General features: G+C 42.8%; 17 protein-coding genes. 14 read left to right on the top strand and 3 right to left on the bottom strand.

What is annotated here, in order from left to right; translation table 11 throughout:
- The first annotated feature begins 58 nt into the window (after nt 1–58).
- Nucleotides 59–1,609, top strand: a complete 1,551-nt coding sequence (locus tag B9Y67_RS09090; protein ID WP_085506396.1) for a hypothetical protein — start codon at nt 59–61, stop codon at nt 1,607–1,609.
- 34 nt (nt 1,610–1,643) lie between these two features.
- Nucleotides 1,644–2,708, top strand: coding sequence for a PQQ-dependent sugar dehydrogenase (locus B9Y67_RS09085; protein ID WP_085506395.1), 1,065 nt, complete (start codon nt 1,644–1,646; stop codon nt 2,706–2,708).
- 114 nt (nt 2,709–2,822) lie between these two features.
- Here B9Y67_RS09085 and B9Y67_RS09080 read toward each other — a convergent pair whose 3' ends face one another.
- A complete protein-coding gene (locus B9Y67_RS09080; protein WP_085506394.1) occupies nt 2,823–3,224 on the bottom strand; it encodes a hypothetical protein in 402 nt (133 codons plus the stop codon).
- A gap of 167 nt (nt 3,225–3,391) precedes the next feature.
- Between B9Y67_RS09080 and B9Y67_RS09075 the strand changes: the two genes are divergently transcribed.
- The 3 genes from B9Y67_RS09075 (at nt 3,392) to B9Y67_RS09065 (ending at nt 5,758) form a co-directional block, all read left to right on the top strand.
- Complete coding sequence (locus B9Y67_RS09075; protein ID WP_085506393.1) at nt 3,392–3,772, top strand: VOC family protein; 381 nt, start codon at nt 3,392–3,394, stop codon at nt 3,770–3,772.
- A 24-nt stretch (nt 3,773–3,796) separates the two neighbouring features.
- Nucleotides 3,797–4,222 carry a hypothetical protein gene (locus tag B9Y67_RS09070; RefSeq protein ID WP_085506392.1) on the top strand — a complete coding sequence of 142 codons (426 nt, stop codon included), beginning with the start codon at nt 3,797–3,799 and terminating at the stop codon, nt 4,220–4,222.
- Nucleotides 4,223–4,657: 435 nt separating this feature from the next.
- Nucleotides 4,658–5,758, top strand: coding sequence for a M24 family metallopeptidase (locus B9Y67_RS09065; protein ID WP_085506391.1), 1,101 nt, complete (start codon nt 4,658–4,660; stop codon nt 5,756–5,758).
- 116 nt (nt 5,759–5,874) lie between these two features.
- On the opposite strand, the gene argF is transcribed toward B9Y67_RS09065, so the two are convergent.
- Nucleotides 5,875–6,900 carry an ornithine carbamoyltransferase gene (gene argF / locus B9Y67_RS09060; RefSeq protein WP_085506390.1) on the bottom strand — a complete coding sequence of 342 codons (1,026 nt, stop codon included), beginning with the start codon at nt 6,898–6,900 and terminating at the stop codon, nt 5,875–5,877.
- A 274-nt stretch (nt 6,901–7,174) separates the two neighbouring features.
- Here argF and B9Y67_RS09055 point away from each other — a divergent pair, with 274 nt between their 5' ends.
- The 7 genes from B9Y67_RS09055 (at nt 7,175) to B9Y67_RS09025 (ending at nt 12,693) form a co-directional block, all read left to right on the top strand.
- Nucleotides 7,175–7,534: a lmo0954 family membrane protein gene (locus tag B9Y67_RS09055; RefSeq protein ID WP_085506389.1), complete on the top strand. Its 360-nt coding sequence runs from the start codon at nt 7,175–7,177 to the stop codon at nt 7,532–7,534.
- Between the two features lie 18 nt (nt 7,535–7,552).
- Nucleotides 7,553–8,197 carry a PspA/IM30 family protein gene (locus B9Y67_RS09050; RefSeq protein WP_085506388.1) on the top strand — a complete coding sequence of 215 codons (645 nt, stop codon included), beginning with the start codon at nt 7,553–7,555 and terminating at the stop codon, nt 8,195–8,197.
- Nucleotides 8,198–8,270: 73 nt separating this feature from the next.
- Nucleotides 8,271–8,996: a cell wall-active antibiotics response protein LiaF gene (gene liaF / locus B9Y67_RS09045; RefSeq protein WP_085506387.1), complete on the top strand. Its 726-nt coding sequence runs from the start codon at nt 8,271–8,273 to the stop codon at nt 8,994–8,996.
- Complete coding sequence (locus tag B9Y67_RS09040; protein ID WP_085506386.1) at nt 8,993–10,036, top strand: sensor histidine kinase; 1,044 nt, start codon at nt 8,993–8,995, stop codon at nt 10,034–10,036. Before liaF ends, B9Y67_RS09040 begins: the two co-directional genes overlap by 4 nt.
- The gene (locus tag B9Y67_RS09035) at nt 10,029–10,661 is read left to right on the top strand and encodes a response regulator transcription factor (RefSeq protein WP_085506385.1); all 633 of its coding nucleotides are present in this window, start codon (nt 10,029–10,031) and stop codon (nt 10,659–10,661) included. The genes B9Y67_RS09040 and B9Y67_RS09035 overlap by 8 nt, the downstream gene beginning before the upstream one ends.
- A gap of 21 nt (nt 10,662–10,682) precedes the next feature.
- Nucleotides 10,683–11,453 carry a sugar phosphate isomerase/epimerase family protein gene (locus B9Y67_RS09030; RefSeq protein WP_085506384.1) on the top strand — a complete coding sequence of 257 codons (771 nt, stop codon included), beginning with the start codon at nt 10,683–10,685 and terminating at the stop codon, nt 11,451–11,453.
- A 268-nt stretch (nt 11,454–11,721) separates the two neighbouring features.
- Complete coding sequence (locus B9Y67_RS09025) at nt 11,722–12,693, top strand: ring-cleaving dioxygenase (RefSeq protein ID WP_085506383.1); 972 nt, start codon at nt 11,722–11,724, stop codon at nt 12,691–12,693.
- Between the two features lie 17 nt (nt 12,694–12,710).
- Here the strand turns inward: B9Y67_RS09025 and B9Y67_RS09020 are convergent, their stop codons facing one another.
- A complete protein-coding gene (locus B9Y67_RS09020; protein ID WP_085506382.1) occupies nt 12,711–12,899 on the bottom strand; it encodes a hypothetical protein in 189 nt (62 codons plus the stop codon).
- A gap of 133 nt (nt 12,900–13,032) precedes the next feature.
- On the opposite strand from B9Y67_RS09020, the gene rpiA reads away from it, so the two are divergent.
- A complete protein-coding gene (gene rpiA / locus B9Y67_RS09015; RefSeq protein WP_085506381.1) occupies nt 13,033–13,731 on the top strand; it encodes a ribose 5-phosphate isomerase A in 699 nt (232 codons plus the stop codon).
- Between the two features lie 123 nt (nt 13,732–13,854).
- On the top strand, nt 13,855–14,691 hold the full coding sequence (gene kynA, locus B9Y67_RS09010) for a tryptophan 2,3-dioxygenase (protein WP_176223942.1): 837 nt from the start codon (nt 13,855–13,857) through the stop codon (nt 14,689–14,691).
- Nucleotides 14,692–14,795 lie beyond the last annotated feature (104 nt).

Genomic DNA, 14,795 nt, shown 5'->3' with positions numbered 1-14,795 from the left:
TCTAATGAAACCTTTTTCCCGCCCCAGCCGTAATAGGTAGAAACAAGGGGGAGCTTGCATGTGGTATAGGGAGAGAAGTTATTGGCTATTACCGTTGATTCTTTTGTTAATCGGCGTGGCCGTGTTGTTTACTGAAAACTTACTTAAGGTGACAGAAGCTCCGGATGAAAATATAAGCCGTGATTGGCAGCTGGGTGAAACATCAGCCAACACAAAGCCTTTCATTCATTCGGACAGTAATGGCTATACGATCAGTTATTTTTCTGATGGGTTTTTGATAGAAAGCAGGTATGATCGTGCCTGGACACAACAGTCAGAGAATCGTTTTCCAATTGATCATCAAGAATTTTCCCGGGTTTTCAACGATGGGGAAACAATGTTTTATTCTAAAGCTAATAGCCTGCATCAAGAGGTAGAGGGCGAGCTGTTTACGGCGGTTGATAAATTTCACCCCACTGAATCACATTTGTTATTTTTAAAAGATGAGCAGCTCATACAGATAAATCGTGAGACGCTGGAAACCAAAGAGGTTTTAAAACTGGACAAAGCCTTCGGTAAAGTTATGGTGAAGGAGAACGATGGAGAAGTTTATACACTGATTCATAGGGCTGAAAATAACGAGTCCATATTGGAGGTTTATCGATTACCTGAAGAAGGCCATATGCTAAAAGAGGCTGCTTATACCTTTTCTGTGACACCAGGTGAGTCGATCCGGGAGATCGCTTTTGATGTGAAAGGTGATAAACTCGGAATAGTATTGGCAACTCATCTAAGACAAGGCAGCTCAAAATATCATTATTACCTCGCTTTACATGAACTGAAAGATAGTGAGCTGGCTTTAAATAGAATTCATGCAGAAGATCCCTTTGGACCTGGCCAGTTGAACGAATGGAGCGACTTAGAACTGTCATTGACCGGCAAAGGTACAAATATCCTGTTTTCCGCCCATGGGGCTACTCAAACTACATATAAAGATGATCCAGCTTTCAATATTTATGAGATGACTATTAATGAAAGTCAATCAGGTGTTACTCGTATCAGCAATACACCGGAACGATCACAAAAGCCTACGCGGGTCGAGGAAGAAACCGTTCTTTGGATGGAGGGAACAGGGAATTACAAGGAAATTAAAGTCGCATCAAGTGAATATGATGTTGATGAGAAGGCATCAGGCTGGAGCAGGGATGATTTATTAAAAGCTCTTGGCAAGACGCTCGCTATGTTTTCCTACGCCCCGCTCACGATATTTGTCACATTGATGTGGTATATTGGGCCATTTTTATATTTGTTTATCATCATAGTAGGGTTTCATAAAGCATTAGAAGATGAGAAGAGTTGGGTGCTGTATGGTGCTTTTGCGATTTATATTGTATCGGCAGGGATATGGTATGACCTGCTGTTTACAGAACGCCTGATGAATCGTCTGCCTGTATATTTCGATTTTCCTGGAAGTTCCTTGGCATTGCTGATTGTGTTTGGTTTAATATCCTTCCTTTTAATGAAGCAGGAAGCAGGAAAGAGGGACTGGGGAGTTGTGTTGAAGTTCACTTATTTTGTGACAGTGCACATTCTTCTAATCGCCGTATTTATAGGACCATATCTCCTTTAAAATAATTTGTCAGACTAAGAGAAAGGTGGGTACCATGTATAAATATGCTCTATTATTTTTACTCATGATGCTTACTGTTGCATGTAGTGAAAATGGAGAAAATCAAGAAGAGACGGAACCAAATTCTAAAACTACGCAGGGAAGCGATATGGAAATCCTGGCAAGCGAGCTGAGGTCTCCCTGGGATATCGAGGTATCAGGTGACACTTTCTATATAACAGAAAGAGCGGGAAATATAGTGACCTGGACGGAAAGTGAAGGACGGGTAAGAGAGAGTGTGAATACGAAGGAGGCAGTACATCAGCAAGGAGAAGGGGGATTGCTTGGCTTCGAACTCCGCCCGGACTTTGAGGAGTCACGAGAAGCTTTTGTCTACCATACTTATCAAAATAATGGAGAAACAAAAAATCGTGTCATTGTCATTCGTTTGGAAAATGAAGGATGGGTAGAAGTGGACGTATTGCTGGAGAATATACCTGGAAGCAGGATCCATAATGGGGGAAGAATTAAGATTGGCCCTGATCAAAAACTGTACGTAACGACAGGGGATGCGGGAAATCAACAGACAGCTCAGCAAGAGGACAGCCTGGCAGGTAAAATCCTTCGCATGAGTCTGGATGGAAGCATACCTGATGATAATCCTTTTGGTAATTCTTACGTCTATACGTCAGGTCACAGAAACCCACAGGGTCTTGCCTGGACAGAAGAGAATGAAATGTATGCCTCTGAACATGGTTCCGATGCCCACGATGAAATAAACAAAATTGAAGCGGGCAATAATTACGGCTGGCCGGAAATTCGTGGTGACGAAGAGCGGGAGGGCATGGTGACACCTATCTTCCATACCGGAACTGATACATGGGCACCCTCCGGTATCGCTATTAATGAAAGTAAGCTATTTGTAGCCAGCTTGCGGGGACAGGCTTTGCGAGTAATGGACTTGAAGGCGTTAGAACCTGAGATTGTGACCGATGATTATGGGCGGATCCGTGATGTCATAATCGAAAACGATGCGTTGTTTTTTATTACGAATAATACCGATGGACGTGGGACTCCTTCAGAAGATGACGACCGCCTGGTCCGGATGAACCTTCCGTAATATATATCAGCGAGGTACCCATTGTTATAGAAAGTGCCCGGTCCAATCATAATCGATGGACCGGGCAGGGCACCTTGCCAGCATGATAGCGGATATATCTTGTTTGCCTCGCAATTAGTTATCTTCCGAAATATACTTCCCCTGGATGAAAGTCATAATGGCGAATACAATGAAAGAAATCATAAGAACCGATCCGCCGACAATGAAGAATATCAAGTTAAAAGTATCCATTCCTTCTAAAGGTTTGACATAATAGAGCCACATTCCTGCAGTCAGACCAATTGAACCGACAAATGCAGTCCAGACTTGGAAAGCTGCCATGGCGGATCTTTTCGGAATAGGGAAAACTTTATAATAGATAGCAAAAGCAAACAGTGATAACCAGCCGACCACGAGGATATGGGCATGGACAGCCCTGAACTCATAGCCGCCTGCTCCGGCCATATGCGAACCGATAAAAGCACCGATAACGGCATATATAGCAGACACACGAATCAGAAAACGTGTACGATCCATCATTCAACCTCCTGTATGATGTAATTAGTAACATGCACATAGTGACTACCTAATTATATCGGAAGCAATCAAGGAAGAAAATGTCTATCACAAGAATGTCAATTTTCCCAGAAACGTTTTATTTTTTAGCAGTTCAGATGTATTGTAAAATAAAAAGGAGAGAGAGTATGGATATAACTATGATTCATCATATCAGTCTAAAGACGAAAGATTTGAAGAAAGCGAAACAATTTTATGGAAATATACTTGGGCTGGAGGAAGAAAACAGACCGGATTTTTCATTTGCTGGAGCCTGGTACCGTATCGGTGACTACCAGCAGCTTCACTTGATTGAAGATCCTGAATTCGTGTACAATCCTGAGCTTCATATTGATACAAGGGGAAATCATGTCGCATTCCGGGTAAAAGATTTTCAGGAAACAAGCGACCATTTAAAAGCCAGTGGAGTAGATATAAAGGAAAAGCCGGACAGCACTAGTGGTTTTGCGCAAATATTCTGTTGTGATCCCGATGGTCACATTATAGAATTCCATGTCCCGCAGCAATAGAAAAAACATCAGGGAGGAATGAAATTGAAAAATATCCTAGCGGTAATTATAGCTGTGTTACTTATATCCGCCTATACACCAGTGGAAGGTGTTCAGGCTGCGGATGGCAGTGAGAATGGGGAACAGGGTTGGAATGAAATAGAACAGTTTTTTATCGTTGCGTATGAAAAGTCGAAGCAAAATTTAGAGGAGACCAACATATTGCCCCAGCTGGAAAGCCTTTATGAAACAGTTTCTGAAAAAGTAAAAGAAACGGACATTGAAACTTATCTGAACACCGCTAAAGAAAAGCTGTTATCATTAGGTGAAAATATAAAACAGGAATTCCAGCAGGGAATGGATGACCTGAATAGTGAAAGTATTGATGAGGAGGAACTTGCAGATTCTTCTCTTATGAAAGTAATGAATGATTTCAAGGAGATAGGATTAAGCATGAAAACTCTCTTATAATCTCCACAGCTGACCTGTTTTAAGGTCGGCTTTTTTATAGTTGGCTCTTTTAAATCCCAGTTTTGTAATAAACGGACCCTTCAGGTAGTGCATAACTAAAACCTTTATCTAGACGCCTATATAAAGGACAAAACGTCTTTTTTCATTATTGATGGGCCTGTCCAAAGGGTGAGTTCGAGAACTTTTTATGGTAAGGGCGTGGGGGAAGGTTGAGACTCCTGCGGGAAAGGATAGACTGGCAAGACCCCACAGAGCTTTAGCTCGAGGAGGCTTGACGGCTTCCCCGCGGAAAGCGAATCCTTCCCCAACGCCCCTTCACTCATACAACATCTCGAAATCAAGTCTTCGACTTTTCGGCCCTTTAGTTGAATAAGTTTTTCTAAATTAGTTGCTTGAGCTATGATAGAAGAAGATATTTACATAAGGAGTGGTAGAATGGAACACCGCCTGGAAAAAATGGCGAACCAACTGAAAAGTGAAGGACTAGATGCAGCGTTTATCAATGCTAAAGAAAACTTCTTTTATTTAAGCGGCTTCCATACAGATCCCCATGAACGTTTAATCGGGCTCATGATTTTCCCGGAAGACGACCCTATAGCTGTCGTACCAGGCATGGAGAGGGCTCAGCTTCGTGAGGCCGGCTGGAAATACGAGGTGATTAGTTACGCAGACCATGAGGACCCGTGGGCGATGCTGGGTAAATCGGTTAAAGAAAAAGCTACTGACGAAATTAATATAATAGGGATAGAAAAAGATGTCCTTTCGTACGGCAGAAGCGAATTGCTGCTTCAGCAGTTCCCAGAAGCAAAGGTAAAAGATATTGCTGGAATATTGAATAACATGCGGGTTATTAAGGATGCTTCGGAAGTAGAAATCATCCGCCGTGCAGCGGAACTGGCAGACTATGGAGTCCAGGTTGGAACAGAAGCATTACAGACCGGAATTACGGAAATGGAAGTTCTAGCTAAAATCGAATATGAACTAAAGAAAAAAGGTGTCAGGGAGATGTCGTTTTCAACTATGGTTTTATTCGGGGAAAAGTCTGGACAGCCCCACGGGTCCCCTGGAGACCGCAGGCTTCAAAAAGGGGATTTTGTATTATTTGATTTAGGAGTAGTGCTGGAAGGCTACGCTTCTGATATAACCCGTACGTTTATCTATCAAGCTGCCAGCGATCAGCAAAGAGAAATCTATGACACCGTACTAAAAGCTCAGAAAGCCTCGTTGGGAATCAGCAAGCCAGGAGCGAGAATCGGCGACTTGGATCAAACCGCGCGGGATATCATTGAAGCGGCTGGTTATGGAGACAAGTTCCCGCACCGAATCGGTCATGGAATGGGCATTAATGTGCATGAGTTTCCTTCCATGAGCCATTTAAATGACGGTCAGCTGAAAGCAGGGATGGTCTACACCATTGAGCCTGGAATCTATGACCCGGCCATAGGCGGAGTGAGAATCGAAGATGATGTATTGGTTACCGACGAAGGCTATGAAACGTTAACAAAGTTCCCGAAAGAACTCCAGGTCATCGAGTAGTAATAAGCGGCTTACCTTTTACGAGAGGTAAGCCGCTTTTTTGATGTTGCTGGGAATTAACTTAGAGGAATATCTCCTGGTTAAATCCTAATACAGTTTCATTAAGTAAGTTATGCTTAGGCTTTTTGATTGGTTGCTGCCATCAATGCTTTAATGGTGTGCAGGCGGTTTTCTGCCTGGTCGAAAACAAAGGAGTGTTTACTGCGAAAAACTTCATCCGTCACTTCCATTTCGGATAACCCGAATTTTTCATAGATTTCTTTGCCCACTTCTGTTTCTAAGTCATGAAAAGCCGGCAGACAGTGGAGGAAGATGACTTCCTGGTTATTGGTTTTTTCCAGCATCGTTTGGTTGACCTGGTAGGGGTGGAGGAGCTTGATTCGTTCTTCGAATTGATCTTCTTCCCCCATAGAAACCCATACGTCGGTATAGAGGACATCTGCTCCGGCAACGGCTTCGTCAATATTGGCTGAAACAGTCACTTTTCCCCCGGATTCCTGTGCGGTCTGTTCGGCATACTGGACAATCGATGTATCTGGAAAAAGGGCTTCAGGTGCACAAATTCGCACGTCCATCCCAACTTTTGCTCCACCAATCAACAGGCTGTTAGCCACGTTATTACGTCCATCTCCCACATACACAAAAGTGATACCCTTCAAAGAACCAAGCTGTTCTTTCACAGTCAGAAAATCTGCCAGCACCTGGGTTGGGTGGTACAGATCCGTCAAGCCGTTCCAGACAGGGACTCCCGCATGTTCCGCCAGCTCTTCTACAGTCTGATGGCTGAACCCTCTGAATTCGATACCATCAAACATACTTCCAAGAACTTTTGCTGTATCACGAACTGATTCCTTTTTTCCGAGTTGAATATCATTTTTCCCCAGGTATTCTGCGCGAGCGCCCAGGTCATTACAAGCCACTGTAAAGGCGCAGCGTGTACGAGTGGAAGGCTTTTCGAATAACATCGCAACATTTTGCCCCTCCAAGTAGCGATGGGGAATCCCGGCTTTCTTTTTAGCCTTTAAATCTTCCGCGAGATCAATCAGTTGATGAATTTCCTCCTTTACGTAATCTTTCAATGTCAAAAAGCTTCTTCCTGCCAGGGATTTCACTGGTTTTTCAACAGTCTGTTCCTGAATCATCCATCCATTCTCCCCTCTGTTTCTTATTTCATATTTATACCATGGTTATACAACAAAAATAACGATCAAGTAGATAGATTAAGTTTTTTAAGAATAAAAATACGATAATATGTATATTAACACATGTGTGATTTATATGACCAGTGTTATATGAAATGTTTTTCAAAAAAAATATACGCCTCAGGTCTTAGGAAGAAATATAGCTCAGGCTCATTATGAAAGCGAGTTTTTAAAAGTAGAATGAAATCAAGATAACGGAAAGGAGGCAGGAAAAATGAAGAAGTTCATGTTATTTATTATTGGTTTGATCGCTCTGTTCGTGTTATTGGCTAATCTTGGACCTATGGTTTTGCTTGGGGTGAGCGTGTGGCTGTTGTATATCGTATTCAAGCAATTTATCAAGAGCGATTCTACAGCAGGTAAAATTGGATGGGTCATAGCCGGTCTGCTTATCCTGAGTATAGCGGTTGCGAATGGGTACGCGGTCATTGGTCTTGCTGCTGCTTATGTCTTGTATGTCATTTATAAAAAATGGCAAGAAGACAAGCTGGAGAAAGATGTAAGTTTCAGCGCTAAGCAAGCCGATCCATTCACTAATTTTGAAAAGCAATGGGCAGAAATGAAAAATTATTAATTAAAGGAGAGAATAGTAATGGCTAATTTATTTACACGTATCAAAGATACTATTTCAGCTGACTTTCATGAATTATTAGATCAGAAAGAACAAAAAAACCCAATGGCTGTACTGAATCAATATTTGCGTCAAAGTGAACAGGAAACGGAGAAAGTGAGAGTATTAGTGGAACGTCAGCATAAGTTGAAAGAAGAGTTTGCCCGGGAACAAACGAAAGCACAGGACATGGCTGATAAGCGGCAAAAGCAGGCAGACATCGCGAAACAGGCAGGAGAAGAGGGTATGTATGAATTCGCGATGAAGGAATACCAGGAATACCATGAGCGTGCGGAACGTATGAAAGACTCCCGACAGGAAGCAATTGAGCAATTAGTAGAATTGGAACAGAAATATGAAGATATGAAACACAGGTTAAAGGATATGCACCTGAAACGGATGGAATTGATGGGACGGGAAAATGTCGCGCGAGCTCACCATAAAATGAACCACGTAATCGAACATACATCAGAAAGCTCCTATAATCGCTTTCAGGAGATGGAGCATTACATCGACAACCTGGAATATAAAGTGAACAGTGCTTATTATCGCAATACATTCGACAGCAAAATTGCTCACCTGGAAAAGCAAATGCAGGAACAAGAAAAGACTACAGCGAATCATTAAAAACATGATATCCTAAAAAGGCGCAGGCATTGCGTCTTTTTATACATAATCAACAAAAAGGAGGGAACCACTGATGCTGCAACGATTGAATACCGATACTTTAAACTGGATTATCATCATCGGTGTCCTCCTTTTTGTGCTTGAAATCGCTTTTTTTAATGGGGGACTGATCTTTTCTGTCCTCTTTTCGGGGTTACTGATGTACATGGGCTGGAAAAAATACGCTCGCTTATGGGCCAAAGTAGTGTTTTGGGTGGGAGCGGTCAGTCTAACCTTCACAATTCTTAATATGATGGCGGTACGATTCCTGATTGTAGCAGGGCTTATATTATTTTTGGTTCACTATTCCCGTTCCAAAAAGGAAGCGGTACACCTGAAGCCAGAATGGTCGCCTGATGCCCGGGAACCTCTTTTTAAAGTGGAGCCTCTTTTTCAGCAGAAGTTTTTTGGCAACCAGCAAACGGACGATACAGCATATCAATGGAAAGATATTAATATTCACGGGGGTTTTGGTGATCGAATCATTGACTTAAGCAATACCGTTCTTCCGGTTGACGATACCGCTGTTATTTCTATTCGGCATCTGATAGGTAATATTGAAATCTATGTTCCATATGAAGTGGAAGTAAGCATTTCGCACAGTGCCGTATTTGGGCGTGCCGCTGTTTTTGATAACCCTCATACAAATCTGATCAACCAGCAGCTTGCTTACCGGACAGAAGGGTATGGAACGAAACAGCCACAGGTGAAAATCATCACTAGCGTGTTCTCCGGTAATATTGAGGTGAAGCGCATATGAATATGGTTATGCGCCAAATCTTGTCGGCAGTACTGTTTAGTATATTGATAACAATCATCATAGCAGGAACTACTTTTTTAGCTTTTCCTTTGAAAGAATGGGAGAGGTTATGGGAAGTAGAAGTGTTTGATTTTCCTTACTTAATGGTGATTGTGGGTGCCCCTCTTATTATTGGGATGATCATCGGTGTTGTCTATGGCTGGTTTTGGCGTAGAAAGCTGCATGGTATTGACAGGCAGCTGAATGAACTGGTGAAAGGACAGAAGCGATCCAAATTTGAAAATGAAACGATTCAGGAAATCACAGCTATTGAAAAGCATATTTCCCAACTGGAAGAAAAAATAAATAAACAGGTTGAACTTTCACAACGACTGGCGACAGAAAGAACGAATGAACGAGAGCAAAGTCTTCAGGAAGTAGTCATCCAGGAGCGTAACCGGCTGGCGCGTGAATTGCATGATTCTGTCAGCCAGCAGCTGTTTGCTGCATCGATGATGATGTCAGCGATAAACGAAGGAGACAATTCGGGCAACATCGCTATTAAAAAGCAGCTCGCTATGGTTGAAAAAATGATTCATCAATCCCAGCTTGAAATGCGCGCCCTGCTGCTTCATTTAAGGCCAGTAGCATTAAAAGGTAAGTCGATTCGCGAAGGGGTGGAAGAACTCCTGGCAGAACTCACGCAAAAAGTGCCGATGACAATTGAATGGAATATTGAAGATATAAAAATGGATAAAGGCGTGGAAGATCAACTTTTCCGTATATTGCAGGAATCCATCTCGAATACGTTAAGACACGCGAAAGCAGATAGACTGGATGTTTTGTTGATCGAGCGTGATGAACTGATCATTATGCGAGTTGTGGATGATGGGACCGGTTTTGATGTCGAACAGGCAAAGTCGAGTTCCTATGGTTTACAGAATATGCAAGAACGAGCGTATGAAGTAGGAGGTACGTTTAAAATTGTCAGTATTGAAGGACAAGGAACCAGGCTGGAAGTAAAAGTTCCAGCGTTAAAGGAAGGTGAGACCAATGATTAAAGTGCTGTTTGCGGATGATCATGAAATGGTTCGCATTGGTGTATCCGCTTATTTATCTGCACAGGCAGATATTGATGTGGTGGCAGAAGCGGATGATGGCGGGGAAGCGGTAGATTTAGCTTTACGTTTAAAGCCTGATGTTATACTGATGGACCTGGTCATGAAAGAAATGGATGGAATTGAAGCTACCAGGGAAATTATCGCTGGCTGGCCGGAAGCTAAAATAATCATTGTTACCAGCTTCATTGATGATGAAAAGGTATATCCGGCGCTTGAAGCGGGAGCGACCAGTTATTTACTGAAAACATCAAAAGCGGAAGAGATTGCTTCAGCAATACGTGCTACCTATGAAGGGCAATCGATTCTGGAACCGGAAGTGACGGGGAAAATCATGAGCCGGATGCGGAATCGAGTAGAGGACTCGCCACATGAACAATTAACAGGGCGGGAAATGGAAATTCTGCTTAAAATAGCGGAAGGGAAAACGAATCAGGAGATCGCGGACGAGTTGTATATCGCTCTTAAGACGGTAAAAGTCCACGTCAGCAATATTCTTGGTAAGCTGGAGGTCCATGATCGAACGCAAGCTGTCATTTACGCCTTCAAGCATGACCTCGTCAAATAAAACAGGAAAAGGGGAGAGAGTATGAAGCATATACCAGTAGCCGTCCAAATGTATACCTTAAGAAATGAAAGTGAACGAGATTTTTCCGGCACCCTAAAAAAGGTAGCGGAACTAGGTTTTGACGGAGTGGAGTTTGCAGGGTATGGCGATTTAACCGTACAGGAAGTGAAGAGTCTTTTAGATGAACTGAGCCTTCAGGCCGTATCTTCGCATGTACCGCTGGAAGATTTACAGGAAAACTTACCTAAAGTTATAGAGGAGCAAAAAATTTTGGGCAGCCAATATATTGTAGTTCCGTTCCTGCTGCCCGAGCAACGAAACGAAGCCGATTACCGGTCTCTGATACCATTTTTACAGCAAGCAGGAAAGAGCTGTCGGGCAGAGGGCATTACACTTTGCTACCATAATCATGATTTTGAGCTCGATCGTTTATCCGACGGCAGAAGGGCACTGGAAACGATTTTTGATGATACGAATCCTGAGGAGGTACATACAGAGCTCGATATCTACTGGCTGAAAAAAGCAGGGGAGAATCCGGTGGATTGGCTGACACGCTATCAAGGAAGGGCGCCGCTCGTTCATTTGAAAGATATGACGAATGATGATGAGCAGTTCTTCGCGGAGCTCGGAACTGGAGGCGTCGATATAGAAGCAGTGCTTGCGGCAGGGGAAGAAGCAGGAGTGAAGTGGTGGATTGTTGAACAGGACGAGAGCCGGCGTTCGCCGTTTGAGAGCCTGGAGATCAGTATGAATTACTTAAAAAATAAATTACCATATTTGAATGCAAAATAAGGTGATAAGGAGGAGCTTCCTTTTGGAGGAGGCTCTTTTTTATACTTTAAGAATGTTTAACTTTTTTAAAGATAAGAAAATCTAAGGCTTTCGCCATAAGTACTTTGCGATAAGCTAAGTTTTTTTTAATGTTTAGTAATAGGATCGCAGTAAGCCGGGAAGGAATGTAGACAGGGGAGATAAGCTTGAAATATTTCAATCGATTGACATTATCTCAAATCTGAGATAAAATTATCTCAAATTCGAGATATTTACAGGAGGAACTATAATGAAATTATTAGGGATTCATCATGTTTCGCTGTTGACCGGTAAAGCAGAAGAGAACTACCGTTTTTATACAAAAGTATTAGGGATGCGCCTCGTTAAAAAGTCCGTGAACCAGGATGATACCCAGTCTTATCATTTATTTTACGGGGATGCGAAAGGAAGCCCAGGTACAGAGGTGACGTTTTTTGATATTCCGATGTTAGGAAGGACCCATCCAGGAGTGTCCAGTATTTCCTCCACGTCACTTAGAGTTAAAGATACGGATGCCTTGCATTTTTGGAAGGAGCGATTGGAAGAGAAGCGTATCAAGCATGGGGGGATTAATAAGCGGGCAGGAAGAGATACACTGGCTTTGGAAGATACAGAAGGAACAAAAATAATATTAGTAGCTGATAACGGCGAAGTCGGTGCAGCAGCCGGAGAACCATGGGAGACGGAGGAGATACCCGCAAAACATGCAATCGTCGGTCTCGGTCCTGTCACATTGACGGTCGCCGAATTAACGCCGACGGCAGAAATACTCACCAGCCTGATGGGATTTACTCATGTCGGCTCCTATCCATCTCTTGTCAGTGAAAACCTTCCCGATATCGAAGTTTATGCAACCGGAGAGGGTGGAGCTGGAGCAGAGGTGCATATCGAAACCCGTCCTGAGCTGCCAAAAGAACGACTTGGCCGAGGCGGGGTCCACCATGTAGCCTTCCGCGTCCCAAATGAGGAAGAGTACGATGCCTGGGCAGAACGTATCAGACAGGCACGTGTACCTAACTCAGGAAAAGTGGATCGCCATTACTTCAAAGCGCTTTATTTCAGGGAACCAAATGGTATTTTATTTGAGCTATCCACTGATATGCCAGGCTTTGATGTTGATGAACCGCTCGAAGCGTTAGGGGAAAACCTTTCTTTACCGCCATTTTTAGAGCAGGAAAGAGAAGAGATAGAATCGAAGCTCCGTCCGCTTGAATTACATTAAAAGAGAAGGGAACTATGTCATTGGGGCTGGTTCCTTTTCTTCTTAACTGCTCTTTTTCGCCCCCATACATAAAGGAGTAATCCAACGATCGCCATTCCTAATTCAACAAAATAAAGATTCCCATATCGAATGAGGTTCCAAAAAAATATCCCGGCAAAGACAATCAACAGCATTTGCCCAATTCCTTTTAATAAATAAGTACCCATTTCATCACCCTCCCAGTACAAGCCTATCCACTAAGTTATTGTAAGGCAATGCTTCTTAAAGATACAATTATGCGCTTGTCTATTTAATAAGTTGGGAATACTGGTAATAGCATAACCGGAAGAGGTGACTCCTATGGAATGGAAAAATCAATTAGCAGGTAATTTGAAATGGTCTGCTGATATCTCTAATCGACCGCAAAAGGAAATAGTGGCCGAGCAAGTAGCGGCACATGTAAAAGATGGACAAGTCATTGGTGTAGGTTCTGGTTCAACCTCCTTTCTGGCTATCCAGGCAATTGCCGATAAAGTGAAAAAAGAAAATTTATCGATTACAGCTATTCCTACATCAATTGAAGTGGCTTTAAGCTGTGCGCGTTTGGGAATCCCGACCACGACATTAACGGAAGCGCGGCCGGACTGGGGGTTTGATGGTGCTGATGAAGTAGATTCCGAATTTAATTTGATAAAGGGACGCGGAGGGGCCATGTTTGCTGAAAAGTTAGTGATGGCAAGCTCTCCAAAAACTTTTATCCTGGTTGACGAAAGCAAGTTCGTCAACCGTCTCGGCCATAATTTTCCGGTTCCGGTTGAGGTTGATCCACGAGCCATTCATCTTGTCGAAACAAAGATTCAGGAAATGGATGTCACAGCAGTCGGTCTGCGGATGGCTAAACATAAGGATGGTCCTGTCATTACGGAAACGGGGAATATAATAGTAGAGGTCAGGTTCAACCATATCGGGTTGACAACAGAGGAGGACTTAAATGCTATACCTGGAGTAATCGAAAACGGTATCTTTTTCAATTACCCGGTGGAAGTGCTCTCTAATTGAGCGAAGCTCATCAGCCGCTGCTGGTGAGCTTTTTAAACGTAAGAAAGTTTAATATTAACAACTAAAGTGCCGAGGATAACATGGTAAACTATAATAAACAGGAAAAAGGGAGGAGTATCTAAATTGAAGTATGAGGATTCAAAAGCAAAGGAAAAGGTACATACAGACTTTCGGGAAAAGATGACTTATGGAGAGTACCTCGATCTTGATCAGCTGCTAGACGCCCAGAATCGTTTATCTGACCACCATGATGAAATGTTGTTCATTGTTATCCATCAAGTCAGTGAGCTTTGGATGAAATTGATTCTTCATGAATTGCGGGCTTCCATTGAATCTATACGTGGAGGAGACATGCAGTCGGCCTTTAAAATGCTTGCCAGAGTTTCGAAAATCCAGACCCAGATTATCCACGCCTGGGACGTATTATCGACCTTGACACCTGCAGAGTATATTCAATTTCGTGATCAGCTGGGCCAGGCTTCCGGATTTCAGTCCTATCAATACAGGATGATTGAATTTGCTCTCGGATATAAAACTCCCCACGTATTGAAGATTTATGAAAAGAATCCAGAGCTCCACGGAAAATTACAGGAGGCGTATGAAGCGCCAAGCATATATGACGCTGCAATAGAAGCACTTGCCAAAGCTGGGCTGAACATCAATCCTGCATTAGTCAATCGTGATTTTACAGAGACCTATCACGGAGACGAGACGGTGGAAGCTGCCTGGACAAAAGTATATGAGAATGTAGAAAAATACTGGGACCTATATCAACTGGCTGAAAAGCTGGTAGATATCGAAGATTGGCTTCAGCAATGGCGCTTCCGTCACATGAAAACGGCGGAGAGGATTATTGGTCATAAAACTGGTACAGGCGGCTCATCGGGAGTAGGTTACTTGAAAAAAGTACTGGACCACCGATTTTTTCCAGAATTATGGGATGTTCGAACGAATTTGTGATAGAATAGGGAACTTTTCTAGTGGATTTCAAAAAAAATGTCGATTAATATTACAAACATGTTACAATAAGGTTGCTCACTATTAACGAATAGAAGGGTAACCTG

This window comes from Thalassobacillus devorans, assembly GCF_900176565.1.
Classification (GTDB): domain Bacteria; phylum Bacillota; class Bacilli; order Bacillales; family Halobacillaceae; genus Thalassobacillus; species Thalassobacillus devorans_A.
This window is presented reverse-complemented; position numbering and strand designations above follow the sequence as displayed.